At 74.0% G+C, this 24887-nt stretch carries 21 protein-coding genes; 7 read left to right on the top strand and 14 right to left on the bottom strand.

What is annotated here, in order from left to right; all coding sequences use genetic code 11:
* Positions 1-196 precede the first annotated feature (196 nt).
* On the top strand, positions 197-1642 hold the full coding sequence (locus ACIHCL_RS20660; RefSeq protein WP_399863777.1) for a helix-turn-helix domain-containing protein: 1446 nt from the start codon (positions 197-199) through the stop codon (positions 1640-1642).
* 55 nt (positions 1643-1697) lie between these two features.
* Here the strand turns inward: ACIHCL_RS20660 and ACIHCL_RS20655 are convergent, their stop codons facing one another.
* The 3 genes from ACIHCL_RS20655 to ACIHCL_RS20645 form a co-directional block, all read right to left on the bottom strand.
* Positions 1698-5201, bottom strand: a complete 3504-nt coding sequence (locus tag ACIHCL_RS20655; protein ID WP_399863776.1) for a M28 family peptidase — start codon at positions 5199-5201, stop codon at positions 1698-1700.
* Between the two features lie 438 nt (positions 5202-5639).
* Complete coding sequence (locus tag ACIHCL_RS20650; RefSeq protein WP_399863967.1) at positions 5640-6821, bottom strand: serine/threonine-protein kinase; 1182 nt, start codon at positions 6819-6821, stop codon at positions 5640-5642.
* A 416-nt stretch (positions 6822-7237) separates the two neighbouring features.
* The gene (locus ACIHCL_RS20645; RefSeq protein WP_399863775.1) at positions 7238-7753 is read right to left on the bottom strand and encodes an Lrp/AsnC family transcriptional regulator; all 516 of its coding nucleotides are present in this window, start codon (positions 7751-7753) and stop codon (positions 7238-7240) included.
* 237 nt (positions 7754-7990) lie between these two features.
* Here ACIHCL_RS20645 and ACIHCL_RS20640 point away from each other — a divergent pair, with 237 nt between their 5' ends.
* The 4 genes from ACIHCL_RS20640 (at position 7991) to ACIHCL_RS20625 (ending at position 13283) form a co-directional block, all read left to right on the top strand.
* The gene (locus ACIHCL_RS20640; protein WP_399863774.1) at positions 7991-8980 is read left to right on the top strand and encodes an alpha/beta hydrolase; all 990 of its coding nucleotides are present in this window, start codon (positions 7991-7993) and stop codon (positions 8978-8980) included.
* A complete protein-coding gene (locus tag ACIHCL_RS20635; protein WP_399863773.1) occupies positions 8973-10316 on the top strand; it encodes an acyltransferase in 1344 nt (447 codons plus the stop codon). Before ACIHCL_RS20640 ends, ACIHCL_RS20635 begins: the two co-directional genes overlap by 8 nt.
* A 248-nt stretch (positions 10317-10564) precedes the next feature.
* Complete coding sequence (locus ACIHCL_RS20630) at positions 10565-12070, top strand: FUSC family protein (RefSeq protein WP_399863966.1); 1506 nt, start codon at positions 10565-10567, stop codon at positions 12068-12070.
* Positions 12071-12164: 94 nt separating this feature from the next.
* On the top strand, positions 12165-13283 hold the full coding sequence (locus tag ACIHCL_RS20625) for a lactonase family protein (RefSeq protein WP_399863772.1): 1119 nt from the start codon (positions 12165-12167) through the stop codon (positions 13281-13283).
* 100 nt (positions 13284-13383) lie between these two features.
* Here the strand turns inward: ACIHCL_RS20625 and ACIHCL_RS20620 are convergent, their stop codons facing one another.
* Both ACIHCL_RS20620 and ACIHCL_RS20615 read right to left on the bottom strand, forming a co-directional pair.
* Positions 13384-14304, bottom strand: a complete 921-nt coding sequence (locus tag ACIHCL_RS20620; protein ID WP_399863771.1) for a sirohydrochlorin chelatase — start codon at positions 14302-14304, stop codon at positions 13384-13386.
* 11 nt (positions 14305-14315) lie between these two features.
* Positions 14316-15497, bottom strand: a complete 1182-nt coding sequence (locus ACIHCL_RS20615; protein ID WP_399863770.1) for an N-acetylglucosamine kinase — start codon at positions 15495-15497, stop codon at positions 14316-14318.
* A 297-nt stretch (positions 15498-15794) separates the two neighbouring features.
* Between ACIHCL_RS20615 and ACIHCL_RS20610 the strand changes: the two genes are divergently transcribed.
* Positions 15795-16472 (top strand): uracil-DNA glycosylase, encoded by a 678-nt coding sequence (locus tag ACIHCL_RS20610; protein ID WP_399863769.1) that lies wholly within the window; start codon positions 15795-15797, stop codon positions 16470-16472.
* 99 nt (positions 16473-16571) lie between these two features.
* Here the strand turns inward: ACIHCL_RS20610 and ACIHCL_RS20605 are convergent, their stop codons facing one another.
* Together ACIHCL_RS20605 and ACIHCL_RS20600 are read right to left on the bottom strand one after the other, a co-directional pair.
* The gene (locus ACIHCL_RS20605) at positions 16572-17660 is read right to left on the bottom strand and encodes a WD40/YVTN/BNR-like repeat-containing protein (RefSeq protein ID WP_399863767.1); all 1089 of its coding nucleotides are present in this window, start codon (positions 17658-17660) and stop codon (positions 16572-16574) included.
* Between the two features lie 233 nt (positions 17661-17893).
* Positions 17894-18409 carry a GNAT family N-acetyltransferase gene (locus tag ACIHCL_RS20600; protein ID WP_399863766.1) on the bottom strand — a complete coding sequence of 172 codons (516 nt, stop codon included), beginning with the start codon at positions 18407-18409 and terminating at the stop codon, positions 17894-17896.
* 144 nt (positions 18410-18553) lie between these two features.
* Between ACIHCL_RS20600 and ACIHCL_RS20595 the strand changes: the two genes are divergently transcribed.
* Complete coding sequence (locus ACIHCL_RS20595; protein ID WP_399863764.1) at positions 18554-19006, top strand: hypothetical protein; 453 nt, start codon at positions 18554-18556, stop codon at positions 19004-19006.
* Positions 19007-19154: 148 nt separating this feature from the next.
* On the opposite strand, the gene ACIHCL_RS20590 is transcribed toward ACIHCL_RS20595, so the two are convergent.
* The 7 genes from ACIHCL_RS20590 to ACIHCL_RS20560 form a co-directional block, all read right to left on the bottom strand.
* Positions 19155-19334 (bottom strand): hypothetical protein, encoded by a 180-nt coding sequence (locus ACIHCL_RS20590; RefSeq protein ID WP_399863763.1) that lies wholly within the window; start codon positions 19332-19334, stop codon positions 19155-19157.
* Between the two features lie 45 nt (positions 19335-19379).
* Positions 19380-20105, bottom strand: coding sequence for an HAD family hydrolase (locus ACIHCL_RS20585; RefSeq protein ID WP_399863762.1), 726 nt, complete (start codon positions 20103-20105; stop codon positions 19380-19382).
* Between the two features lie 19 nt (positions 20106-20124).
* Positions 20125-20823, bottom strand: a complete 699-nt coding sequence (locus ACIHCL_RS20580; RefSeq protein ID WP_399863761.1) for a phosphatase PAP2 family protein — start codon at positions 20821-20823, stop codon at positions 20125-20127.
* 32 nt (positions 20824-20855) lie between these two features.
* Entirely contained in the window at positions 20856-21791 is a 936-nt protein-coding gene (locus ACIHCL_RS20575; protein WP_399863760.1) for a M56 family metallopeptidase, read from the bottom strand.
* 82 nt (positions 21792-21873) lie between these two features.
* Positions 21874-22464, bottom strand: coding sequence for a DUF5134 domain-containing protein (locus tag ACIHCL_RS20570; RefSeq protein WP_399863759.1), 591 nt, complete (start codon positions 22462-22464; stop codon positions 21874-21876).
* A gap of 163 nt (positions 22465-22627) precedes the next feature.
* The gene (locus tag ACIHCL_RS20565) at positions 22628-23452 is read right to left on the bottom strand and encodes a phosphoenolpyruvate hydrolase family protein (protein ID WP_399863758.1); all 825 of its coding nucleotides are present in this window, start codon (positions 23450-23452) and stop codon (positions 22628-22630) included.
* A 143-nt stretch (positions 23453-23595) separates the two neighbouring features.
* Positions 23596-24855 carry a Tm-1-like ATP-binding domain-containing protein gene (locus ACIHCL_RS20560; RefSeq protein ID WP_399863756.1) on the bottom strand — a complete coding sequence of 420 codons (1260 nt, stop codon included), beginning with the start codon at positions 24853-24855 and terminating at the stop codon, positions 23596-23598.
* Positions 24856-24887: the final 32 nt, after the last annotated feature.

The following is a 24887-nucleotide window of genomic DNA, read 5'->3' as shown; positions in this document are numbered from 1 at the left end:
CCGGCCGCGCGGACCGTTCAACCGGCGGAGCGGTCAAGGGGGTTGCGTACGAGGGCCGGGGAGCCGGACGGCGGTCGGGAAGGACCCGTCCCCCGGACGCACCGGGGACAGCACGCGCACGGGCTCGCTATTCTCCCGCCATGAGTCATGAGCATGGCACGGGAGGAGCGTCGCGCACGGCTCCGCGGGGCACCGGGTGACCGAGCACCCGGGCTCCTTCCCGGATGCCCGTACCGCCGAGGCGTGGAGGGCGTTCGGAATCCGGTTGCGCCGGTGGCGCAGGAGGGCCGGACTCACCCAGGCCCAGGTCGGCGCCCGCGTCGGATACGACCACACCGCCATCAGCAAACTGGAGCACGGCACCCGGAAGACACCGCTGCCGCTCGCGCGCAGACTGGACGATCTGCTGACGGCGGGCGGAGATCTCCTCGGTGCCTGCGAGGCCGCGGCGGCGGAGGGGCCGGGGACCGCCCCCGAGGACGGCGCCTTGGCGCGCCGGGCGGCGACCGGCGCGCGCACGCGGCCGCTGCCCGGCGAACCGGCGGGTGGCGACCTGCCGTCGATGCTGCCCCCGGACACCGTGCTGCCCGCGCGGCTGCCCGCCTACGGGCTGGTGTGCCCGGTGCACGGCCGTGACGGCTGCGCCGTGCCCGGGCTCGCCGACACCGTCGCACTGTGCTCGGCCTTCTGCGACCCGGGCCCGGCCGCCGCCGCGTACCCGCCGCTGGACACCGACACCGTGCACGCCCTGACGGCCCTGCTCGCCGTCTGCCTGCGCGCCGACGAGGAACGGGCCTGGTCCGGGGCGACCGCCGTGGTCGAACGCACCCTGCACGCCATGCTCCGCTGGATGGCGCTGCCCGACGCGCCGTACCAGCGTCAACTGGCCCCGCTGGCCGCCGAATACGCCCAGTCCGCCGGGTGCCTGCGGCTGCTGCGGGGGCGCAACGCGACGGCGATGGCCTGGCTGGACCGGTCGCTGGTCTGGGCGGACCTGGCCGGTCACGTCGGAACGGAGGTGGCCGCGCTCAGCGACATGAGCACCCTGGCACGGCTGGAGGGCGACGCGTCCTCCGCGCTCTCCTACGGGGGCGCCATCCGCCAGGCCGCCGCCGGCCGGGACTGGGCCGCCGCGATGAGCGATCTCTACCTGGCTCGCGGGCATGCCATGCGCGCCGATCCACGGCAGACGATCCGTCATATCAACCGGTCCCGCCGGTGTCTGGAGCGGATCGGGGAGCGGGACGAGGGGGAGGCGCCCTGGCTGTCCGTCGCCTCCGTGCGCCTGCGGGTGGAGAGCGGCGCCGCCGGCGCGCTGCGGGACCTCGCCGCCGCGACCGGGGACCGGCGGCTGGCGCTGCGTGCCGTCGAGGCCGGCCGCGACGCCCTGAGCCTGCTCCCGTCGGGCATGCGGTCGGCGCGGGCCCTGCTCCTGGTGCGGTTGGCCGATGCCCACGCCTGCGCCCACGACCCACAGACGGCGCTCGCCATCGCCCGCCCCGTGCTGGACACCGCCGAGGCCGCGGCGTCGGCGCTGATCGGCCGGGAACTGCGCGGTCTGCTCGACCGGTTGGAAGCCGGGAGGGACGGCGGCCCGGAGAACGACGAGTTCGCTCGGAGGCTGGCGGCCGTCGTCCGCTGAACGGCGAGGGCGGGGCGCGTCCCCGCGCCCCGCCCGGTGTGGTGCGCGGGCCTCGTCAGCTCGCGTTCAGTGTCACGTCGTCGATGACGAAACTGGTCTGCAGATAGGCGTCCTCACTGCTGGTGAAGCCGAGGGTGACCGTCTGGCCGGCGAACGCGCCGACGTCGAAGGTCCTCTGGACGTAGGAGTTCGTGGCGTCCCTGTTGGAGTACGTGGCGAGCGTCCTGGTGCCCAGCTTGACGGTGAGCGTGTCGTAGGCAGGGGAGCCCGCCGACTCGGCGGTGTCGATGCGCAGATGGAACGAGAGTTGGTACGTCGAGCAGCCGGACGGCACCGTCAGCGACTGGGCGAGGGTGTCGGTGTGGGTGGAGCCCCAGCCGCCGAGCCAGGCCATGTACGAGCCGCTGCGCGCGGGCCTCTCCGAGGTACGGTTGTTGATCACTCCGTCCGTCTGGCTCCACGGCGTGACACCGCCCTCGAAGCCGCCGTTGGCGACGGCCTGGGTCGTCTGGCAGTTGCCGCTGCCACTGCCGACGACCAGCGAGTAGGTGGTGGTGTGGGTGGCCGTGCCGGTACCGGTCACGGTGAGGGTGTAGGTCCCGGGCGCGGTCTGGGACCCGGCCGAGACGGTCATCTTCGAGGACGAACCCGATCGCACGGAGGCCGGATCGAACGAGACGGTGACCCCGCTCGGAGCCCCCGAGGCGGTCAGCCCCACCGTCTGGGCGGCGCCGCCGGTGGTCGTGGTCGAGACGGTCGCGGCGACCGATCCGCCCGGCTGGACGCTGCCGGAGACCGGCTGCACCGCGACGGAGAAGTCGTCGGCGGGCGCGGTGGCGCCGACGGAGGTCTTCCACACCGTGTACGCGATTCCGTCGGCGCTGCGGTCGAGCGCGGTCGCGTCGACGTTGGCGGTGGTGTCGCAGGACTGGTGGTAGCAGGGGTCGTAGGAACGTCCCGCCGTGCCGCCCCACTTGGCGGCCTGCGCCGAGGTCTTGGTGGCGCTCGCGCCGGTCGCGTAGCCCGAGGTGGGGATGCCGCCCTGCTGGAACGGATAGTCGTCGGACCGGCCCCGGCCCTCGACGTTCTCCTCCGGGGCGAGGTTCAGCGAGTCCCAGTACTCCTTCATCGGGGCCGAGGCGGCGGAGTTGAGGTTGTTGATGAAGTAGCCGCCGTTGGTCGAGGCGACCATGTCGAAGTTGTAGTACGCCTTGATGGCGGCGCGCTGGGCGGTGGTGAGCTGCCCGACGTAGTACTTCGAACCCTGCAGCCCCTGTTCCTCGCCGTTCCACCAGGCGAAGCGGACGTGCTTGGTCATCGTCGGGTTGGCCTCGGCCAGCGCCAGCGCGTTCTCCAGCAGGGCGGCGGAACCCGAACCGTTGTCGTTGATGCCGGGGCCGGCCGAGATGCCGTCCAGGTGGGCGCCGAACATGACGGTCTGGTCGGACGGGCCGCCCGGCCAGTCGGCGATCAGGTTGTTGCCCCGGTACGTGCAACTGGTGCAGGTCTGCTCGGTGACGGTGTAACCGGCCGCCTCCAGCTTGCCCTTCACATAGGCCACCGACGCGGTGTGACCGGCGCTGCCCGCCCGGCGGTTGCCGCCGTTCTGGGCGGCGATGGTGTTCAGCTGCGTGAGGTGCGCCTGCACGGCGGCGACGCTGATGTCGGGTGCGCCGCCGCCCGGGGCGCCGCCGTTGTTCACCGTGAGGGTGTACTGCGCGGTGTGGCTCTGGGCGCCATCACCCTTCACCGTGAACGTGTACGTGCCCGGCGCGGCGGACGCCGACGCGTTCACGGTCACCGTGGAGGACGCCCCGGACTGCACCGAGGACGGGCTGAAGGAGGCGGTGACCCCGCCCGGAAGCCCGCTCGCCGACAGCTGCACCGTCTGCGCGTTGCCCGAGCTGACAGCGGTCCGTACCGCGGCCGTCACCGAACCGCCCGGCTTCACCGAGCCGGACGAGGGGTCCAGGGACAGCGTGAAGTCGTTGCCGCCGTTGGACGCGCAAGTCGGGTCGCCGCTCGGCGCGGGCACGCTGACCGCGTCCCACGCCGCCTTGGCACGGTCGAACAGCACACAGCTCGCGTCGAGGTTCTTCGCGGCGGTGAGGGTGGCCGTGCGGTAGCGCTTGTAGGTCATCCCGCTCGTCTTCAGCAGCATGCCGCCGTAGAAGACCTTGCCCGCGCTCTGGATGCCGACCCCGGTGACCGAGGAGCCGTTGCACGTGGGGCTGGCGGGTTTGCCGCCGCCCGGGCTGGAACCCTCGGCCAGCAGGTAGAACCAATGGTTGAGCGGACCGGCCGCCTTGTGCTCCTCGGTGTTGGGTATCGAGGAGCTGTAGCAGTTCGGGTCGCCGGTCTGCGACGGGTTGTACATGACCCGGATCGGACCGTTGCCGACCAGATTGATCTTCTCGCCGACCGTGTAGTCCGGGTCGTCGTAGGGCGCCGGCTCGTTGGCGTACGCCTCGGTCAGGGCGCCCATGATGTCGCCGGTGGCCTCGCCCAGCCCCGACTCGTTGTTGGCGCCGCCGGGCGTGTACTGGTCGATGCCGTGGCCGAACTCGTGGCCCACGACGTCCATCGCGCCGATCCACTGGTTGGCGTTGTTGTGACCGATGGAGACCGACGAGCCGTCCCAGTAGGCGTTGACGGCGTTCAGGCCGACCCTGACCGGCCAGCTGCGGCCGTTGCCGTCGTGTCCGTTGCGGCCGAGCCAGTCCCGCAGCATGTCCCACTCGTGCTGCGCCGCCCACATGACGTCGACGCAGCCGGTCTCCTTGCTGGAGGCGTTGCCGGTGCCCCAGGAGTCGGTCGACTTGGTGAAGACACCGCCGGTGCCGTGGTCGGCGCAGCTCAGACCGGTCCGGTTCGGGTCGCGCAGCGAGTAGCTTCCGCCCGACGCGGTGGTGTCGATGGTGAGCGGGTTGGGGCCGTTCCACTGGCTGTTGCCGGTGCCGGCCTTGACGTCGTCGTAGCTGTCGAGCACCTTGCCGGTGCCCGCGTCGACGAAGACGTGGAGGCGGCTCGGCGCCTTCGCGGTGCGCCCGGTGAGCACCGTTTCCCAGGCCAGGCGCGATGACCTGCCCGCGGCACGTACCACCAGGCGGTGCGAGTCCACCCGGTCCACGGCGGTGAGCCGCTTGCGGGAGACCTTCTCGGCGGTGGCGGCCGAGACGGTCGGGGTGGTCGGTACGTTGATCCGCTCGGGCAGCGCCGACTGCGTGCCGCGCACCCGGCCCTCGGAGTCGGCCATGACGACGGCGTCCCCGCCGACGACCGGCAGGCCGCGGTAGGTGCGCTGGTACGCGACGGAGTACATGCCCTTGACCCAGGGGGTCACCATCTGGCGCTCGTACCGCTCGTCCGGCCCCTTGGCCAGCGTGTCGAGACCGCTGGCGGCGGCCCGGTCGGCCGCCGACACCGCGGCCTGGAGCGCGGCCCGGGCGGTGGGCGCGGGCGGGGACGGTTCGGCGGAGGCCGACTGGCCGCCGGTGACGACCAGCATTCCGGCGAGCACGGCCAGGGTGGTCCCGGCCGTCAACGGTCTGCGTTTCATCGAGGCTCCTCGAGTCCGTGGGGGCCCCGATCACGGGCAGCGGCGCGCGATGACGCATCCGGTTCGGCCGCTCGCGTCGCCGTCGTCCGTGATCGAGCGACCGAACACTCACATGTCGTCATGGTCGCGTCAATGAAGTGCGGAGATCGTCGGGAGACTTGGCAAGTTTGGTCAAGCCGCTGAGCGGGGGCTCCCAACGCGCCGAGGGGCGCCGGGAGTTCGGTCCGAGCCGGAGGGCGGGGGCATCATCTGCGCGGTCCGGCCGCCGACGCGGTCGGCCCACCCCCGCGGCGTCCTCGCCCCGCAGCGCGGTGTGTCCCGTCGCTCGCTCCCGACACGCGCCGCCGCGCGGCCGGTGCCACCGGGCCGGGTGGGCGACGAGCGCCCGGGGCCGGGCCGGACGCGGTGGTCCTCGGCGTCGCCGACGGCCTTGGACGCTCAGTCCTGCTCGTCGCCCTCGTCGTCCCCGCCGCCGTCGGCCGGCGGAGCCGGGTTCTCGGGCCCGGTGTTCGCGGGGGGACCGCTCTCCGGCGTGTCCGCCGTGCCGGAGTCGGGGGAGAACAGGTTCATGCCGAGGTAGACGGCCGCGATGAAGGCGACCGTACCGGCGACGGCACTGGCCACCCTGGGCCGGCGCCGGATCGCCGCCCGGGCGCCGGAGAGCCGCTGGGCGGGCACGGGCGGAGCCGCCCGGCGGCGCCCCCCGGACTGGGGCAGGCGGTACGTCGTCGGACCCACGGCATCCGGTGCGCCGCCGGTCACCGGGGCGGGGTCGAAGGCCGGGGCCGGCGCCGGGGCGTACGGGAGGCCGACCGGTGCCGGGGTCGGCGGCGGGGCGTACATCGGCATGGGCTCCGGCTGCCCTCGCCAGGCGTCGCTGTGGAACCAGTCGGCGACCTGCTGGGCGGTGGGCCGCTCCTCGGGCTGCTTGGCGAGCAGCCCCAGCAGATAGGAGTCGAAGGCGGGGGACACGTCGACGCCCCGCTGTCTGAGCGGTACGGGCGCCGCGTCGACATGCTGATAGAGCGTGGCGGTCGCCGTGTCCGAGCGGAACGGCGGTTCGCCCAGCAGCAGTTGGTAGATCACGCAGCCGAGGGAGTACATGTCGGACGCCGCTTCGGCGGTCCGGCCCAGGGCCCGCTCGGGGGCGAGATAGAGGCTGGTGCCGACGATCTGCCCCGTGGTGGTCAGCGCGGCCGACGGGTCGTCGACGAACTGGGCGATGCCGAAGTCCCCGATCTTGACGGAGCCTTCGGCGTCCAGCATCAGGTTTCCGGGCTTGATGTCGCGGTGCACGATGCCCTGCCGGTGGGCCGCGGCCAGCCCCGCGGCCGCCTGGCCCGAGATCCGGGCCACCTGCTCGGTGCCGAGGTGTTCCCCGGCCGCGAGCAGACCGCCCAGGCTCCGCCCCTCGACGAGTTCCATCACGAGGAAGAAGCGCCCCTCCCAGGCCCCGAAGTCGAACACGGCCACGAGATGGGGGTGGCTCAGCCGGGCGGCCGTCTGCGCCTCCAGCCGGAACCGGGCGGTCGCGGACTCGTCCGCGTGATCGCCCAGCAGCAGCTTCACGGCCACCGCGCGGCCGAGCACTTCGTCTTCGGCACGCCACACCTCACCCATGCCGCCACGGCCGATGGGGGACGTCAAGCGGTACCGACCAGCTACCAGCACCTGTGCACCATTCTCGAATTGTGGGCCGCTTCGACTGCCACGGCGCGCCCCGACCGGGATCGGGGCGAGGTGGGGGGCGCGCGGCGTGATCAGGATATCCGTCCGCCGGACCGCGGTGGCACGCCCCGCACCTGCGCGTACGCTCCGCACGGAACCATGGGTTTCGTCGGGTTTTCACCGGATTTCAGCGGGTGTTGGGGCGCGACGGGCCGCGTGCACGCGGGTGGCCCCGGTGCCGTCGCGGCGCGCGCCGCGTGTTCCGGCCGGGCGCCGGAACGGTCCCCGGAGCGGCGTCCGGCCGGTCCCGAGAAGGCGAGGCGTACCGGCCGGGACGCCGGCAGGTCCCCCGCTCTTCCGGCGCGGTGTCAGCGCCTCCCGGACGCCCGGCCGGCCGCGGCGGACGGGCCCGCCGCGGCAGCACGGCCCACCGATTCCACCAGCGGCAGCAACCGGTGCGGCACCCGCTCCCGCAGGGCCACGTCCGTACGCGTCCGCACCACGCCGGGCAGCCGGATCAGCCGCTGGATCACGTCTTCCAGATGCCCGTTGTCACGAGCCACCACCCTGGCCAGCAGGTCCCCGCCGCCGGTGGTCGAGAACGCCTCGACGATCTCCGGCACCGCGGCCAGGGCCTCGCCGACCTCGTCCAGATGCCCCTGAGTGACCTCCAGATGGACGAAGGCCAGCACCGGGTGACCCAGTGCCGCGGGGGAGAGGGCCGGTCCCGTTCCGGTGATCACGCCAGCCCGCTCCAGTCGGTCGATCCGGGCCTGGAGGGTGCCCCGGGCGACGGACAGGATGCGCGCGTACTCACGGACACTGGTCCGCGGCTGCTCGATGAGCAGCCGCAGGATGCGGGTGTCGAGGGCGTCCACCGCCATGGTCCGCGGCCTCCTCCTGTCGGGACGATCCGGCTGCGACTGTACCAATGGCCCGTCAACGCCCTTGCCGGACAGATCGGACCGGGCCGGGCGAACTGCGCCCCCCCCTCATACCCGTAACCCCACGGAGCCAGGGAAAAGCTTCACCCCCCGGTGCGACGCCGACCACGGGTCCGCGTCCCTAGCTTCGGTACCCGATGGCCCCCCGGCCGTCGGGTACGGAAGGAAAACACCGTCATGCCCTCCCCTCCGCGCGTCTCCCGCCTGCGCCGCGGCCTGCTCGCCGCACTGGTGACCGCCTCGGTCGCGGTGCCCGTGGCCGGAGCCGCCGGGCCCGCGGACGTCCCCGCACCCGCCCCGGCCGTCCGGGGCCCGTTGCGCAGTGCCGTTCCCGAGGCGCTCGCCGAGCGCTATGCCGCGACCCGCGCCGACATCCGGGCGGCCGAGCGCACCGCCGCCGGCCACGGCGATCGCGGCCGGGCCGCCGCGCTGCACACCATGGCGGAACCCGGACGCCGCTTCCTCTTCTTCGACGGCCGGGACGGCGGCCGCGGCGCCGAGGTCTTCGGTGACCTGGCACACGCGCAGCGGATCGCCGTGCTCGTCCCCGGCGCGGGCATCGGCCTCGACCACTACGCGCGGCTGCGCGACGGCGGAGCGGCCCTCCAGGGGGAGCTGGGCGACGGATCGGCCGTCGTCGCCTGGCTCGGCTACCGGACCCCCGCGACGGTGGGCCCGGCCGCGCTGACCCCCGGCCGGGCCGCCGAAGCGGCGCCCGCGCTACGGGACTTCGTGGGCGAGCTGCGCGCGCTGGGACCCGGGGTCAGGACCACTCTCGTCTGCCACTCCTACGGTTCCGTCGTCTGCGCCAGGTCCGCGCACGGACTGCCGGTCGAGGACATCGTCCTGTACGGAAGCCCCGGCACCGGCTATCGAACGGCCGCCGACCTGCGCACCACGGCCACCGTCTGGGCGGGCCGGGGCGGCGACGACTGGATCGGCGGCGTGCCGCACCTGAGGCTCCGGCTCCCGTTCACGGACATCGGTTTCGGCACCGACCCGGTCTCGCCCGCGTTCGGCGCCCGGATCTTCGCGGCCGGCGATGGCGGGCACAGCGACTACCTGAAACCCGGTTCCGTACCGCTGAAGAGCATCGCCGGGATCGTGGCAGGGACGGCCCCGGCCGCGTCCCCCGCCATGGCGCGCCCAGGGGAACGCCATGCGTGACCTCGTCCGGCGGATCGAAGCCGCCACCCCCGCCGGCCGCGATCGCGCCGTCGACGCGCTGCGCGCCCTCGCCATCCTCGGCGTGGTCCTCGGCCACTGGCTGGTGACCGCGCTGGTCGCCGACAGCGGCACCCTGTACAGCGCGAGCCCCCTGCACTCCATGCCGGAACTCGCCCCGCTCTCCTGGGTGTTCCAGACGCTTGCCGTCTTCTTCGTGGTCGGCGGGCTGGTCGGCGCGCGGAGCCACGCCGCCGCCCGCGCCCGCGGTCAGAGCCACGGGCGGTGGCTCCGCGGGCGGCTGACCCGGCTGCTGCGGCCGGTGGCGGCCGTGCTGCTCGTATGGGCCGTGGCGGCGGGCGCGATGCTCGCCCTCGGCGCCGACCAGGACACCGTGCTCACGCTCTGCCGGCTCGTGTGGTCCCCGCTCTGGTTCGTGGCGGTCTTCGCCCTGCTGACGGCGGCGACCCCGCTGGTGACGCGACTGCACCCGCTCTGGCCGTTCGCCGTCGTGCTGATCACCGACCTCCACCGGTTCGGCCTGGACACCCCAGGTCCGTTCGCCTCGGTCAACGTGGTGGCGGGCTGGCTGGTCCCGTACTGCCTGGGCACGGCATGGGCCCGGGGCGAACTGCGCGGCCGCAGGACCGGATGGACGCTGCTGCTGGGCGGAGCCGCCGCGGCCGTCGGGCTCGTCCTGTGGGCCGGCTACCCGGCCACCATGGTCGGCGTGCCCGGCGAGGAGGTCTCCAACCTCGATCCGCCGAACCTGGCCGCGGTCACCTTCGGTCTCGCCCAGTGCGGGGCGGCGCTGCTGCTCCTCGCGCCGCTGCGCAGGGTGCTGCGCCGCCCGGCGCTCTGGGCGGCGGTGGCGCTGACGAACCTGTCCGCGATGACGATATTCCTGTGGCACCAGACCGCGATGATCGTGGTCACCGCGACCGGTCTGCTGCCGGCCGGACCCCTGCCCGGCCTGCACACCCCGCCCGACACCCCCGGCTGGGTGCTCGCCCGTCCGGCCTGGCTGCCCGCGTTCGCCGCGGTCCTGCTGATCTGCCGGGCGGCGTTCCACGGCTTCGAGACGGGGCGCTCCCGCGGGAGGAACGCGCTCGTACGGGAAGACGGTCCCGCCCGGGCGGCGGCGTGGCCCGTCCCCGACCGGCCGGTCCCGGGTGCGCGTCGCCGAGGGGCGCGTCGGAACGGGGGGCACGGTGCGGCGGCGACCGCTGCCCCCGGGCGTCGAACAGCCGACGAGGCGACGGCGGTGCTCCCGGCACGGCCCTCCGACGGGCCGGTGGACCCGGATCGCCCCGCGGAGTCCGCCCCGCACCTCCGGTGACGGCGGCCGTGCCCCGTGGGAGCCGGTCCCGCCGCTCCGGGCGGGCCGGCTCCATCGCCCCTGCGACCGTTGGCCCACCTCTGGCGCGGTTCAGCATCGATTCGCTGAACCAATGGCTCAGTGAATCCGGCGTCAGTTGAGCCAGAGTCCTCAGGAGTGCTGTGATGGACCCGTCGATGGCGCTGCGGATTCCCCGCGGCGCCTTTTTCATGCCGGTGCGCGGAACCGGTGCACGCAACGGGAGCCATGTGCTGAAGAGGATGTTCGTTTCCCCGGACCCGGGCCGACTGCGGCTGCGCGGCGCGCTCAGGGCCGTCCTCGGCATCGGACTGGCCGTCAGCCTCTGCGGCCTGGCGGGACATTCGCTCGTCGCGGCGATCACGGGCGGACTCGCCGCGCTGCTCGCGCTGTTCACCGTGCTGGACACCACCGTCCGCGGCCAGGCCGTCACCACCGCGCTGCTGCCCGTCGCAGGCTTCCCCGTCCTCGCGCTGGCCGCCGTCCTCCACGACCACCCGGTCGCACGGGACGCGGCGTTCCTCGCCGTCATGGGCCTCGGGGTGTACGCGCGGCGATGGGGTCCGCGCGGCCACTCGCTGGGCGTCTTCGCGTTCATGGCCTTCTTCACCACGCAGTTCCTCCACACACTGCCGAGGCAACTACCCGAGCTGTACTCCGCCATCGCCCTCTCCCTGCTCGCCTCCTCGGCCGTCCGCTTCGGACTGTGGTGCTACGAGCGAAGGCTGCCGGCCGCCGCCGCACCCGCCCCGCTGCCCGGCAGGGGACTGGCCCGGGTGACCACGCGGCAGGCGGTCCAGGCCACGGCGGGCGGCGCCGTCGCGCTCGCGGCGGGCCAACTCCTCTCCGAGCAGCGCTGGTACTGGGCCGTCGGAGCCGCCTGGTGGGTGTTCGTCAACACCACCTCGCGCGGCGAGACACTGGTCCGCGGCTTCCGCAGGGTCCTCGGCACACTGATCGGCGTGCCCCTCGGACTGGCCGTCGTCGTGCCGCTGCACGGGGCCGCCGTGCCGAGCGCCGTCGTCGTCGCGCTCGGGGTCTTCGGGATCTTCTACACCGCCGCCGTCTCGTACACCTGGATGATGCTGTCCGTGACGGTGATGGCCGGGGCACTGTACGGACTGCTCGGCGTGCTCGGCCCGGACCTGCTCCTGCTGCGGGTCACGGAGACCGCCGCAGGAGCGCTCGGTGCCGCCCTCGCGGTGCTCCTGGTGCTGCCGGTCACCACGCACGCCACGACCGACGCATGGATCCAGCGGGCCCTGCGCAGTGTGCACGCCTGCACCGCGGAGGCCGCCGCCCGACTGGCGGGCTCGCCGACCGCCGACCCCGCGCCCCGCGTCGCCGAACTGGAGGCGCTCCTCGGCCGGGTCCGTATGTCACTGGCACCGCTGGTGCACCCGCTGAGCCCGCTGCGCGCCCGCAAGGCCAGGGCCCGGCAGGTGCTCGCGCTCCTGGACGCCTGCGCCCGGGAGGTACGCGGACTCGCCTCCGTCGCTGCCGACCCGGAGGCGTCCCACGACGCGCGGCTCGCCGCCGCGTGCTGGCGCGTCGAGGCGTCCGTCGAGGCACTGACCGCCCCGGACCCGGCACGGCGGGCGGACGTCCCCGGCCTTCCGCCGCACGTCACCGCAGCCGAGCCCGCCCTCGCCCATCTGCACGGCCTGGAGCGGGCCCTGGCCGGACTCGCCGCGCCGCTGCGCAGCGCGCCCGGGGCGCCGTTGATCGGCGCGTGACGTGGCACTGCCCCGGGCCGTACCACCCGGCGAGGGCCTGGTCCAGACCTTGCCCGGCCGACTGCTACCGTCGCCCCGGGAGGGCCGCGGCGGTATGCGCGACCGCGGTCGGACGGAGGAGAGGGGCAGTGCGGTGACAAGCGGTGTGACGGGCGACGGCGCGCGACGGGCCTTCATCGGATCGTTCACCTCGGCGGGCGGGCGGGGGATCACCGCCGCCGCCGTGGACCCCGGGACCGGGGAGCTGAACGTCCTCGGCACGACGGACGCCGTCCCCGACCCCTCGTACCTGGCCGTCGGCCACGGGCCGGGGCCGGGCGGCGGGGTGCTCTACGCGGTCAGCGAGACCGAACCGGGCGCGGCGGCCGCCCTCGACATCACCGGCGACGTGCCGCGGCCGATCGGCGGGCTGCGGCCCGTGGACGGCGAGGGCCCGACCCATCTGTCCCTCGCGGCCGGCCGCCTCCTCACCGCCAACTACGGTTCCGGCAGCGTCACCGCCCTGTCGGTGGACCCGGACGGTTCCGTCGGACCCGTCGGCTCCGTGCTCCGCCACGAGGGCAGCGGACCGGACGTCGACCGCCAGCGCGCCCCGCACGCCCACCAGGTGCTGCCCGACCCCTCGGGCGAATGGGTGCTCAGCGTGGACCTCGGGACCGACTCCGTGCGGGTCTGCGCGCTCGATCCTGCGAGCGGCGCGTTGCGCCTGCACGGCGAAACGGCCCTGCGCCCGGGCACGGGCCCGCGCCATCTCGCCTTCCACCCCCGCGGCGGCCACGCCTATGTCCTGAACGAACTCGAACCGACCGTCACCGTGTGCCGGTGGGACGCCGTCGCGGGGGTGCTGGAACCGGTCGCCGAAACGGCCGTGCTGCCCGAGGGCGCGGGGGGCGACGAGGACCTGGTGACCTATCCGTCGGAGGTGGTCGTCTCGCACGACGGCCGGTTCCTGTGGACCGCGAACCGCGGCCACGACAGCATCTCCGTCCTCGCCCTCGACCCGACCGGCGAGGAGGCGACACCGGTGACGACCGTGGACTGCGGCGGGCGCTGGCCGCGCGACCTCGCGCTCGACCCCACCGGGCGATGGCTGTACGCGGCCAACGAGCGGTCCGGGGACGTCACGTGGTTCGCCGTCGACCCGACGACTGGCGTTCCGCGCCGTGCCGGTGCGCTGGACGTCCCCGCCGCGTCGTGCGTGGTCTTCGCCTGACGACCGCGGCCCCCGGACTGCACGACGGCCGGCCGGGCCCGGAGGAATCGGGCCCGGCCGACCGGAACGAACGGCGAGCGCGCCGGGCCGGAGCCCCGTTTCAGCGTGCCGGGGTGCCCTGCGGCACGGCCGGCGTGATGCCGAGCGCGGCCATGTACATCGACAGCACCAGTTTGCCGATCGCCGGGTAGGCGCCGAGCGGCTCGGCCGCCGCGCAGCCCGCCTCCTTCGCGGCGATGTCGAGCAGGCCCTCGGGCACCTCGGGCCCGATGAGGTACGGAGCCAGCGCGAGCTGCGCCGAACCCGCACCCGTCAGCTGCTCGGCCACCGACGCGACGGACCCCTCCACGTCGAGCGCCGCGGCCATCACCGGGACCGCCAGCCGGGCGGCGAGCAGCATGCCGGTGATGCCGGCCGCCTGCACGGCCTCCTCGCCGCCCACCGTGGTCAGTACGATGCCGTCGGCCGCCGTCGCCACGGTGAAGAGCCGCGCACGGTCGGCGCGGGCCAGACCGGCCTCGGACAGGCGCACGTGGAGCGCCTCGGCGAGCAGCGGGTGGGGGCCGAGCACGTCCGTCAGTTCCACCTGCGTACCGCTGTCCATCACGGCCTGCCGTATCTGCCGGATCAGCGCGCTGTCCGGCCCCGCGAGCAGCGGTACCACGACGGCCGACGGGCCCTGGGGGTCGGCGACCTCGCGGCCGGCGGCCCGCGCCTGCTCGACGCGCGCGACGCGCTCGGCGGCGTTGTGGGCGAGGACGGACGAGAGCGAGGGGAACTCGTCGTCGCCGTCGAGGTAGCCGATCCGGGCGTTCAGACCGGGCAGCTCGGAACGGGCGATGCTGATCACTTCCTCGGCCAGACTGCGCGTGGCCGGGGAAGGGGCACCGGGAACGGCGAGAACGAGCGCCGCGGCGCCCTCGGGCGCGATCACCGGCTCCGGGCGGCGGTGCCGTCCGGACTGGCGAGGTCGCGGCATTCGTACGGGCAGGCCGGAAGCGGGCCCAGTGGGGGTGCTCATGGCGCCGCATGCTACTGGTTTCGAGGGCCCTCCCGTTCGGGGAGGGCCCAGTCGGGCGCCATCTGTCCGCTTTTATCCGATGAGAGGCTTAACGGCTGACTGTCCCGCTCTGTCGCCACCTGCCCGAGGTCATCGCGCAGGCCGTCGCCGTGCACGCACAACAGCGTCGGATGAGGGGGCAGTCGCAGATCGCCGTCGGCCAACGCCCGTGCGATGGACAGGGCGCCGGTGAGCGGATCACCCGATCCGGGGACCGCCCGGGCCTGCGGGACCTGTCGGGACAGTTCCTCGCGCAGCGGTACGAGCAGCGGGTCGCCCATCCGGAACAGGCCGCCCGTCAGGGCGACTTCACAGGGCCGGCCGCCGCTGCCGGACTTCGGGCACACCGCCGCGGCCGCCGCCGCGATGTGCCCGGCGGCCTCCCGCAGGATGCCCGCCGCGACCGCGTCGTGCCCGGCGCAGGAGGCGACCTCGGGCGCGAACGAGGCCAGCACGGCCGGCCGGTCGGTACGCGGATACAGCAGCCCCGGCAGCTCCTGCGCCGGTCCGAACACCGCCTCCAGCCGGGCCAGCAGCGCGGCGGAACCCCCGCGGCGGCCGTCGTGGGCGCGCATCGCGGCGTCGAGCCCGGCCCGCCCGATCCAGGCACCGCCGCCGCTGTCGCCCAGCAGATGTCCCCAGCCGTCGGCCCGGTGCCAGGACGTCAGATCCGTGCCCAGCGCGATCAGCCCCGTGCCCGCCGCCACGACCGCGCCGGGACGCTGCCCCACCGCACCGGCGTAGGCGGTCACCGCGTCGGCGGCGAGGGCCAGCAGCCGCACGCCGAGCGCGCGTTTCAGGGCGGCGGGCAGCTCGGCCCGCAACTGCCCGCCGAGCGTGGCCATTCCGGCGGCGCCGACCGCGACCGCGGCGACCTCGGTGTCCCGGCCGGTGCCGTGCCTTTCCAGCAAGTGGCGGGCGGCGGGCAGCAGTTGATCCAGCAGGTGGTCCGCGTCGATCCCCTCCGGTCCGGTCCGCACCGGCGCACCGCAGTCCGCGGTGCCCAGGGTGTGGGCCGTGCCGGCGGTGCCCAGCGCCACCCGCAGCCCGGAGCCTCCGGAGTCCACGCCGAGCACGAACGGCCCCGGCGCGTCCGCCCCGGTCGAGCCCGTCGGCTCCGTAGCGCCGAAAGGCGTGCCGGTCCGCGCCGTCATGGCCGCCTCCCCGGGGTGCGGCGCGCAGCACCGCTCTCCGGCGGACGCCTGTGTGACCTCATGGACCGGCTCCAGTGCGAGGAGGAATGACGGCGGCAGCCTATCCCGGCCGATCCGGGCCGCCGCAGGCGGAACCCCCGTAGGGAGACCGTCGCGGGCGGGGAACTCGGGGCGGGGGGCTTTGAGAGGTGCGGGGCGGGGGCGCGGACGGGCGCGAGGCGATGGCCGCGGGAGCGGGGGAGAGGAGCCGCCGAAGGGTAGGTGAGGGGGCCCGCTACGCCGGTAGAGTGATGTTTCGTGGCACCACGACCCTTGAATGAAGTAGTCGAGCCCGGTTGGGCCGAGGCATTGGCCCCCGTGGCCGGACGTATCGCGGAGATGGGTGATTTCCTCCGCGCGGAGATCGCGGGGGGCCGCACCTATCTGCCGGCCGGTGCGAACGTCCTGCGCGCGTTCCAGCAGCCCTTCGACGAGGTACGCGTTCTGATCGTCGGTCAGGACCCCTACCCCACGCCGGGGATGGCCATGGGGCTGAGCTTCTCGGTGGCCCCGGAAGTCCGGCAGCTGCCCGGCAGCCTGGAGAACATCTTCCGGGAGCTCCACACGGACCTCGGACTGCCGCGGCCGTCCAACGGCGATCTGACGCCCTGGACGCGTCAGGGCGTGCTGCTGCTGAACAGGGCGCTCACCACGGCACCCCGCAAGCCGGGCGCGCACCGCGGCAAGGGCTGGGAGGAAGTGACCGAGCAGGCCATCCGGGCCCTCGCCGCGCGCGGCAAGCCCCTGGTGTCCGTGCTGTGGGGGCGCGACGCCCGCAATACGCGCCCGTTCCTCGGAGACTTCCCGGCGATCGAGTCCGCGCACCCCTCGCCCATGTCGGCGGATCGCGGCTTCTTCGGCTCGCGCCCCTTCAGCCGCACCAACGAACTGCTGCTCCGCCAGGGCGCCCAGCCGGTGGACTGGCAACTGCCCTGATCACCGCCCGCCGTCGGAGCGCTCCGACGGCGGGTGTCCGGGACCGCGAGGCGTCGAGCGGGCCGGACCTCTACGGCCGCCGGGCCGTGGGCCCGTCCGTCACCGGCCGACCACCGCGGCCCGGACACAGAGCACGTCCGGGAGGTGGGAGGTGAGCTGCTGCCAGCTCTCCCCGTCGTCGGCGCTCGCGTACAGCTCGCCGTTGCGGTTGCCGAAGTACACCCCGGCCGGGTCGGCGTCGTCCGTGCAGAGCGCGTCGCGCAGCACCGTGCCGTAGTGCGCCTCCTCGGGCAGCCCCCTCGACAGCGGCTCCCAGCTGCCGCCCGCGTCCCCGGTGCGGAACACCCGGCAGCGGTGCTCGGCCGGCACCCGGTCGGCGTCGGCGTTGATCGGGAAGACGTAGGCGGTGTTCGCCCGGTGCGGATGCGCGGCCATGGCGAAGCCGAAATCGGAGGGCAGCGCGCCCCCGATGTCCGTCCAACTGTCCCCGGAGTCGTCGCTCCGGAACACTCCCCAGTGGTTCTGGAGGTAGAGCCGGTCGAGGTCGACCGCGTCCCGGGCCACCTTGTGGACGCACTGGCCGAACTCCGGATCCGGGTCGGGGAGGAAGCTCGCCGACACCCCCTTGTTCGAAGGTGCCCAGCTCGTACCTCCGTCCTTGGTGCGGAAGACGCCGGCCGCCGACACCGCGACCGTCACCGCCCGTGCGTCCCTGGGGTCCGTCAGGACGGTGTGCAGGCCCTCGCCGCCCCCGCCCGGCACCCAGGCGGAACGCGTCGGATGCTCCCACAGGGGACGGATGAGTTCGAAGGACACCCCACGGTCCCGGGAGCGGAAGAGCGCGGCCGGTTCGGTGCCCGCGTACACCACGTCCGGCGCCTCGGGCCCGGCCGGGTGCAACTGCCAGACGCGCTCCAACGAGGCGCCGGTGAACCCGGGGAACTTCACGGCCGGTTTCTCCGGCTCGCCCCAGGTGCGGCCCAGATCGTCGGAGTGGAAGACGGACGGGCCCCAGTGCGCGCTGTCCCCGCCGACCAGCAGCCGGGGAGCCCTTCCGCGCGTGTCGATGGCGACCGACCAGATCGCCTGGGCGCGGAAACGCGGGCCGTCGAACTCCCACGTACCCCCGCGCCTGCGGCCGATGAAGAGTCCCTTGCGGGTGCCCACGGTGAGCAGTACGTCGGTCATCGCCGAACCTCCCGAGACGCCGTTGTGCCGGATATGGGCCAGTTTGCACCCTGTTGCCGGCTCAGTCGCGCAGGCGGTTGTGGCGATCCTTGTCGTCGCTTTTTGCCGGCGCGGACGGTGCCGCTGCGAGGAGCGAGGGCCGTGCGGGCGCCGAGGACGGCGCGTCGGAGCCATGCGCGTGCCGGCCTCGGAACGGCCGGCCCGACTCCTGCCGCGACCGGGTCGGCCGCCTTCTACGGGGCGTCGCCGACGGGCCGCGTCAGGACCCGGGTCGTGCTGCCGTCGTCCTCCGTCACGTCCCGCACGTGCCGGAACCCGAGCCGGTCCAGCAGCACCAGGGAGCCGGTGTTCTCGGCGGCCACCGTCGCGTGCACCTCGGTGAGCCCGAGGGCGTCGTACCCGTACGAGATCAGCGCTCGCGCGATCTCGGTCCCGAAACCCCGCCCCCACGCGTCCGGGGCCAGGGCGTAGACGATCTCGTGCCCGGACACCTCCCGGGACGGTTTGATCTCCGCGTGCCCGATCATGCGGCCCTCGTGCCGCACCGCCCAGACGTCGAAGAGCTCCTGGGCGTAGACCTTGCTGAAGATGCGCTGGAACAGGGCGCGGTCCTCGGCCTCCGTGCCCGGACCGTCGCCGATCCACCGGGACACCCGGGTGTCCTGGAAGAGCCCGACGAAGGTCGCCTCGTCCGCGGGGGAGTACGGCTCCAGAAGCAGCCGTTCGGTGTTCAGAGTGGGTGTTGCCATGGTTGTGGGACGGTATCCGAGGCCCGTCCGGGCGACAACCGAATTGATGTGCGCGAAGACCGCGCGATTGATGTGCGCGAAGACCGCGCGGGAAGCGCGCGGGCAGCGGCGGGCGGGCAGGTCGTGCGGAAGGAGTGCGGAGTGATGACGAGTGGTGTGGAGGACCGTGAGGGGCGCGTCGCGACCCTGGAGGTGGCCCCGGCCGGGACGGCGGTCGAGGTCCGGGCAGCGGCGCCGTCGGGGGAGCTGTCCTTGGTCTGCACCCCCGCCCGGGCCCGGGAGCTGGCGGCGGCCCTGGTCCTTGCGGCGGACCGCGCCGAGGCCCCGCCCGAGTCGGGCCCCGTCACCGTCAGCGCGCGTGAGCTGCGCCGCGGGGACGTGCGCGACGGCGACCGGGCCATGACGGTGGAGGGCGTCAGGGCCGCCGGGGACACCGTCCACGTCACCTGGAAGTCGGATGCCGGGCGCGGCTGGACCCAGGGGTACGACGCGGACACCGCCATCGCTCTCCGGCGGCGCGGCCGACCGGCGCCCGCGCCGGCGGCACGGGCCGGTGGGCCGGTCGGCCCGGTGGCGGGCGCGAGGCAGGGGCGGTGAGGCGGAAGCGTGTGCGAGAACCGGACCCGGCCGGTCCCCGGCAGGAACGGGTCGTGCGGCCGGCCCTGTCGGACGGGAGAGCCGGTCGCGGGGCGTTGCCGCCGCGACATCGCCGGGCGGCGCGGGCCGACCGGGGCCCGGCGGCCCGTCACGCGGCGGAGCGGGAACTCCCTCCGGTCGCCGCCGCCCACTCCACCAGCAGCCGCTGGTACTGCTCCTCGTCCTCCGGGGACAGGCGACCGCCCGAACGCTGCCACAGGTCACGAATCTCTTCGTTCACCACGGCGGCGGTGCGCGTGGAATCGGCGGAGCGCGGAGAACGGGACATGCATACAGGCTAAGGCCACGGTGTGAAAATCCGACCCATTGTGCGTCAGGGACATCTCTCACATGTTCCTCGGGCAACGCCCGGCACGAGTCCGAGCCCGAGCAGCCCGTCGGGCCGCTCCTCCACCGGAAGATGGCGCACGAACCGCACGTCGCAGCCCAGTGCCGCCGCCCCGCCGTCCGCGTGACGGTCGTCACCGACCATCACCACATCCGCCGGATCCTGCCCCAGAAGTGTGCAGGCCGTGTGGAAGAGTCGTGCGTCCGGCTTCTGGACGCCGTGCTCGTACGACAGCACATAGGCGTCGATCAGGGGATCCAGGCCGTGCGCCCGGAAGACCGGCCGCAAATCCCAGCCGATGTTGCTGACCACGCCGACGCGGACACCGTTGTCCCGCAGGGCGCCGAGCACTTCCGCCGCGTCGGGGTAAGGCCGCCAGGCGGCGGGCGTCCGATGCCGCTCGTACAGCGCGTCGTACAGTCCCGGGTCCGGCAGCGCCACCTGTCGGGCCAGACCGGTGTACGCCCGGCGGTGGAGCTCCGCGCTCTCGTCACGGGTGGCCCACAGCTCGGCGAACCCGTCGGGGACGCGGAGGGGAGGCGGACCGCCCGGCAGCGCCCCGGCTGCCGTCAGCTGCCGCACGCACCGCTCGAACCCGGCCTCGTTCATCGGCACCCCGCGCTCGGTGAGGACGGCACGCAACCAGGACCGGACCGGTTCGATGCGGAAGAGGGTTCCGGAGAAGTCGAAGAGCACAGCCTTGAATCGCATGAACGCGATCCTCGCCGCTTCAGGAACGTCGCGGCAAGGCCGCCCCTCCGTGCCGTTCGTACCGCTCGTACCCGGCCACGCACAACCCGACCAGGACGGCCCCCAGCAGCCAGCCACCGAGTACATCGCTCAGCCAGTGCACCCCGAGGTAGAGCCGGGTCAGACCCACCCCGGCCACCGAGACGACCGCCGCCGCCCACGCCGCCCCCCGCACCGACCGGCCCGGATCGCGGCGGCGCAAAAGCCAGAGCAGCAGACCGCAGCTCACCATCGCGGTCATCGCGTGACCGGACGGAAACGCCGCGTAATGAGCGGTGTCCACCGGGTGGGGCCACTGCGGGCGCTGACGGCCCACCGCGGCCTTCAGTCCCTGCTGGAGGACGGTGGACAGCACGCTCGTCGCGGCGACCCACCCGGCGAGCGCCCGAGCGCCCCGCCACCACAGCACCACCACGGCCACCGCGATCAGGGCGCGCATGGTCCACGGATCCCACACCCAGTCGGTCAGGATGCGGTTGACACGGACCAGGCCGGGTTCCATGACCGCCTTGCGGTGCAGGGCCCGGGCGACCGACAGGTCCGCAGCCATCAGGGGCGGCCAGCGCACGACGACCAGCGCCAGCAGGACCGCGGCGAGTAAGGCACACGCAGCGGCCGCGCCGAACGGCGTCACGAGCGGACGCGCGCGGACCGGTGGAGCGGGGGACGGGGACGGCATGAGGCGATCTTCCCGGAAAGCCCCCGCACCGGCTATCGCAGCGCGCTGAGCCCCGGAGCGAAAGCCACCAGGAGCGGGACCACCGGCACCAGGGCGGCCGCCGCGGTCAGCCGCAGTCGACGGCCCGCGGTGAGCCGCTCCACCGGGGTCAGCAGCCGGTTCACACGCAGCGGCAACTGGGCGTCGGACGCCGGGGACGGGCCGAACACTCCCCGGTCCTCGTTGAGTTCCACCAGGGCCAGCGCGATCGTCAGCCGCCCGAACCGCTTGGACGCCACGTCGTCCGCGGCCAGTTCCACCAGGCGGTGCATCTCGTCGCGGAAAGCCGCGAAGACCGGTACCTGCGGAAAACCGGTGGCGAGCGCGCCGGAACAGTGCAGCAGCCAGTCGTGCCGGGCCTTCGCGTGCCCCTGCTCATGAGCCAGCACCGCATCCAGCTGACGCCCCTTCAACCGGCTCAGCGCCCCGGTGGTGATGACCAACTGCGGCGCCGAGCCCGGAAGCCACCAGGCACCGGGACGCTCTCCCTCCAGCACGACGAGTCGCCCGCCGCCGGGCTTCTCCCCGGGCAACAGCGGGGAACGCACCAGCAGTTCGGTCCTGCGCCGCCGCCGACGCACCCGGGCGCGGTGCACCTCGCGAGCGAGCATCGCCGCCGTCCACACCCCGCCCAGCGCCAGCAGTACGGCCAAGGCCGCGGACCACCGGCCGTAGCCGCCCAGCGCGTACGCCTCCACCACGGCCTGCGGAGCCGGCGCGAACACATGCCCGCGCACCGCCTTCCAGGCGGCGGCCGCACTGAACGTCATGGACAGCGCGAAGGACAGCAGCACCCCGGCCACCACGCACTGCCACACCCACAGCGCGACCACGGGCTCCCGCTCCGGCCACCGGGCCCGAGCCATCAGGCGCGGGGTCACGACAGCGGCCAGTGCACCGAGCAGCAGCAGTGCGAAGGAGACCAACATGGCGTCAGCCTACGAGTGTCGCGGTGTCCACGGGTACGGCCGCGCACGGCAAGTGACGCACACCACGGTTTGCCCGCGCCTCTCAGATGGTGAGCAGCATCGCGAACATGGCGATACCCATCGTCATCCGACAGGCGAGAGCGAGCTCGGGCCGTGCCGCCCAGCCGCCCCCGGCCGCTCCTGCGCCCGCGACGGCCGGTGACGCGGCCACCGGTATCAACCGGGCCCCCGACCACAGCACATGGGCCGCGTAGTAGGCCAGCAGCAGCCCGGTCAGCAGGGGCACGCCCCCGGCCGTGGCGGCCACGCCGTGGCCGGTGTGCCCGCCGTGACCCCCCGCGTCCCCGGCGCCCGGTGCCATCGTCAGCGCCATGTAGACCATCGCCGAGGACCCGACCAGGTGGTGCAGATGGTGTCCGCCGCGGCGGGAGAACCACAACGCGCGCAATGAGGCCGCGCCGAACAGCACCGCGTACACGGCCCACCCCCACGCGGGCGGCGCCACGACCGCCGCCGGCACGGCCATGGCCGCCATGCCGAACCCCATCACGGCCTCCGCGCGCGCTGCTCTGCGCCCCTCCCCGGTCTCGCCGTGCGCACGCAGCAGGCAGTAGGCGCCCGTCATCACGCACAACGCCATCAGCAGCCAGCCGGACATCGCCGGTCCATGCACGGCGCACCTCCCCCCGGACGCACTGTCCGGTCTCCCTGAGCCGATGCCCGGGCACGGATCGTTCTACGCGGCGCACGGAGGTACGCGGGGCGCGCGCGGAGGGGCGTTCCCCGCCGCGCGCCATGCCGCCCCGGCTCGGGCGGCCGTGTTCTTCCCCGCTCGGTCAGCCGATCGTGAGGGACTTGAAGGAGCGCGCCTGTTCCGTGATGGCGCGTTCGGTGGGGAGCCGTTCCATGGAGGAGGCGCCGAAGAAGCCGGCGATTCCCGTGGTGTGTTCCAGGATGTGGCGTGCGTCCTCGGGCTCGGCGATGGGGCCGCCGTGGCAGAGCACGATGATGCCCGGATTGACACGCTTGGCGGCGTCGTGCATCTCCTGCACGGCCGTCGCGGCCTGATCGAGGGTGAGCGCGGTGGCGGCGCCGATGGACCCCTTGGTGGTCAGACCGACGTGGGGCACCAGGACGTCCGCGCCGGCGCGCGCCATGTCGGCGGCCTGCTCGGGGTCGAAGACGTAGGGGGCGGTGAGCAGATCGTGCTCATGGGCCTGGCGGATCATGTCGACCTCCAGGCCGAAGCCCATGCCGGTCTCCTCCAGGTTCTCGCGGAACTTCCCGTCGTACAGACCGACCGTGGGGAAGTTCTGCACGCCGGTGAAGCCGATGGCCTTCAGCTGGTCGAGGAAGTTGCCCATGATCCGGAACGGGTCGGTGCCGCACACCCCGGCGAGCACGGGGACGTCCCGCACGACGGGGAGGACCTCGCCCGCCATATCCAGGACGATGGCGTTCGCGTCGCCGTAGGGCAGCAGACCCGCCAGTGAGCCGCGCCCGGCCATCCGGTAACGACCGGAGTTGTAGATGATCAGCAGGTCGACGCCGCCGGCCTCCGCGCACTTGGCGGACAGACCGGTGCCCGCTCCCGCGCCGATGACGGGCTTGCCGGCGCTGATCTGTGCGGTCAGGCGGGCCAGGGCTTGTTCGCGGTTCACGCAAGGTCTCCTTCTTGTTCGGGGGTGTGGGGGTTCTGCCGGATGACGTCGGGTGTGCGACGGGGGAGGGCGGACGGTCCGGACGCTCTTTGCAGGGTCGGGCGCCCGCGCACGGTGCGGTCCTTGCCCCCGCCCGCGATGGTTCAGGCGCCCGTGTCCGTGTCCGCCGGGACGCGGCCGGCGGCGCTGATCAGCCGGTGGAGACGGTCGGCGGCGGCCACGGCGAAGGCCGGGTCGTTCAGATGCGCGTCCATCTCGCGCAGCTCGACCGCGCTGCCGTCCAGCGCCGTGCGCAGGGCCGCCAGCCCGGCCGCGTCGGCCTCCGGATCCCGGAACGGCCCGCCGGGCGCGTCCACCGCCGAGACACCGCCCGACGGCCACAGGACCGCTGTCGGCCCCTGTGCGGCGGCCAGCTTCCGGCCCATGAGGGTGCCGAGCTCCGCCATCTCGTCGGCGGTGGTGCGCATCAGGGTGACCGTGGGGTTGTGGACGAGGAGACGACGTTCGGCGAAGCGCTCCGGAACCGTCTCCCGGCCACCGAAGTTGACCATGTCCAGGGCGCCCGGGGCGACGACCTGCGGCAGTCCCGCCCGGCCCGCCGCGGTCAGCCGGTCCGGCCCGGCGCTGAGCACCCCTCCGACGAGTTCGTCCGCGAGTTCGGTGGCGGTCAGGTCCAGGACGCCCGCCAGGAACCCTCCGGCCGCGAGCCGCTCCAGAGCCCGTCCGCCCGCCCCGGTGGCGTGGAAGACCAGGACCTCGTAGCCCAGCTCGTCCAGCCGCTGCCGGGCCGCGTCGACCGCGGGCGTGGTCACGCCGAACATGCTGGCACCGATCAGCGGCCGTCCCTGCGGCCGGTTCACGTTCCGCTCACGATGGGCGGCCATTCCGGCGACCGCCGCCACCGCGTTCCCCAGGATGAGCGACGACACCGAATTGATGCCCGCGACGTCGACCACGCTGTACATCATGGTGATGTCGCTGTCGCCCACGTACGGCGACACGTCCCCGCTCGCCATGGTGGACACCAGCAGCTTCGGGACGCCGAGGGGCAGCGCCCGCATGGCACGGGCGGCGATGAACGAACCGCCGCTGCCCGCGACCGCCAGGACCGCGTGCAGCCGCCCCTCGCGGTGGAGGTCGCCCACGACCAGTTCGACGCCCTCGGCCATGGCCGTCACGGCCGCCCCGCGGTTGCCGGCCGCCCGAAGCGCGTCCAGGTCGTGCCCGGCCCGCCGGGCCACGGCGGCGGCGTCGACATCACCCGAGGGGGCGCCGTGGGGCGGCGGCATCACACCCGCGTCGACGAGGACCACATCGCATCCCGACGCGCGAAGCCGCGCCGACAGCCACGCGTACTCCGCCCCCTTGGTGTCCAGTGTCCCCACGAGCACGACGGTCGCCATGTTCTGCTCCTTTGCAACGGCGTTCTCCCGAT

This window comes from Streptomyces sp. NPDC052042 (genome assembly GCF_044548345.1).
In the GTDB taxonomy this organism is placed as follows: domain Bacteria; phylum Actinomycetota; class Actinomycetes; order Streptomycetales; family Streptomycetaceae; genus Streptomyces.
The sequence above is the reverse complement of the archived record's forward strand: the minus strand, read 5'-3'. Positions and strand labels throughout refer to the sequence as shown.

What these genes read in the sequence shown, in the direction of transcription:
- ACIHCL_RS20655 (WP_399863776.1), bottom strand. Translation starts at nt 5,201, where the DNA reads ATGAAACGCAGACCGTTGACGGCCGGGACCACCCTGGCCGTGCTCGCC.
- ACIHCL_RS20650 (WP_399863967.1), bottom strand. Translation starts at nt 6,821, where the DNA reads ATGGGTGAGGTGTGGCGTGCCGAAGACGAAGTGCTCGGCCGCGCGGTG.
- ACIHCL_RS20645 (WP_399863775.1), bottom strand. Translation starts at nt 7,753, where the DNA reads ATGGCGGTGGACGCCCTCGACACCCGCATCCTGCGGCTGCTCATCGAG.
- ACIHCL_RS20640 (WP_399863774.1), top strand. Translation starts at nt 7,991, where the DNA reads ATGCCCTCCCCTCCGCGCGTCTCCCGCCTGCGCCGCGGCCTGCTCGCC.
- ACIHCL_RS20635 (WP_399863773.1), top strand. Translation starts at nt 8,973, where the DNA reads ATGCGTGACCTCGTCCGGCGGATCGAAGCCGCCACCCCCGCCGGCCGC.
- ACIHCL_RS20625 (WP_399863772.1), top strand. Translation starts at nt 12,165, where the DNA reads ATGCGCGACCGCGGTCGGACGGAGGAGAGGGGCAGTGCGGTGACAAGC.
- ACIHCL_RS20620 (WP_399863771.1), bottom strand. Translation starts at nt 14,304, where the DNA reads ATGAGCACCCCCACTGGGCCCGCTTCCGGCCTGCCCGTACGAATGCCG.
- ACIHCL_RS20615 (WP_399863770.1), bottom strand. Translation starts at nt 15,497, where the DNA reads ATGACGGCGCGGACCGGCACGCCTTTCGGCGCTACGGAGCCGACGGGC.
- ACIHCL_RS20605 (WP_399863767.1), bottom strand. Translation starts at nt 17,660, where the DNA reads ATGACCGACGTACTGCTCACCGTGGGCACCCGCAAGGGACTCTTCATC.
- ACIHCL_RS20600 (WP_399863766.1), bottom strand. Translation starts at nt 18,409, where the DNA reads ATGGCAACACCCACTCTGAACACCGAACGGCTGCTTCTGGAGCCGTAC.
- ACIHCL_RS20595 (WP_399863764.1), top strand. Translation starts at nt 18,554, where the DNA reads ATGACGAGTGGTGTGGAGGACCGTGAGGGGCGCGTCGCGACCCTGGAG.
- ACIHCL_RS20590 (WP_399863763.1), bottom strand. Translation starts at nt 19,334, where the DNA reads ATGTCCCGTTCTCCGCGCTCCGCCGATTCCACGCGCACCGCCGCCGTG.
- ACIHCL_RS20585 (WP_399863762.1), bottom strand. Translation starts at nt 20,105, where the DNA reads ATGCGATTCAAGGCTGTGCTCTTCGACTTCTCCGGAACCCTCTTCCGC.
- ACIHCL_RS20580 (WP_399863761.1), bottom strand. Translation starts at nt 20,823, where the DNA reads ATGCCGTCCCCGTCCCCCGCTCCACCGGTCCGCGCGCGTCCGCTCGTG.
- ACIHCL_RS20575 (WP_399863760.1), bottom strand. Translation starts at nt 21,791, where the DNA reads ATGTTGGTCTCCTTCGCACTGCTGCTGCTCGGTGCACTGGCCGCTGTC.
- ACIHCL_RS20560 (WP_399863756.1), bottom strand. Translation starts at nt 24,855, where the DNA reads ATGGCGACCGTCGTGCTCGTGGGGACACTGGACACCAAGGGGGCGGAG.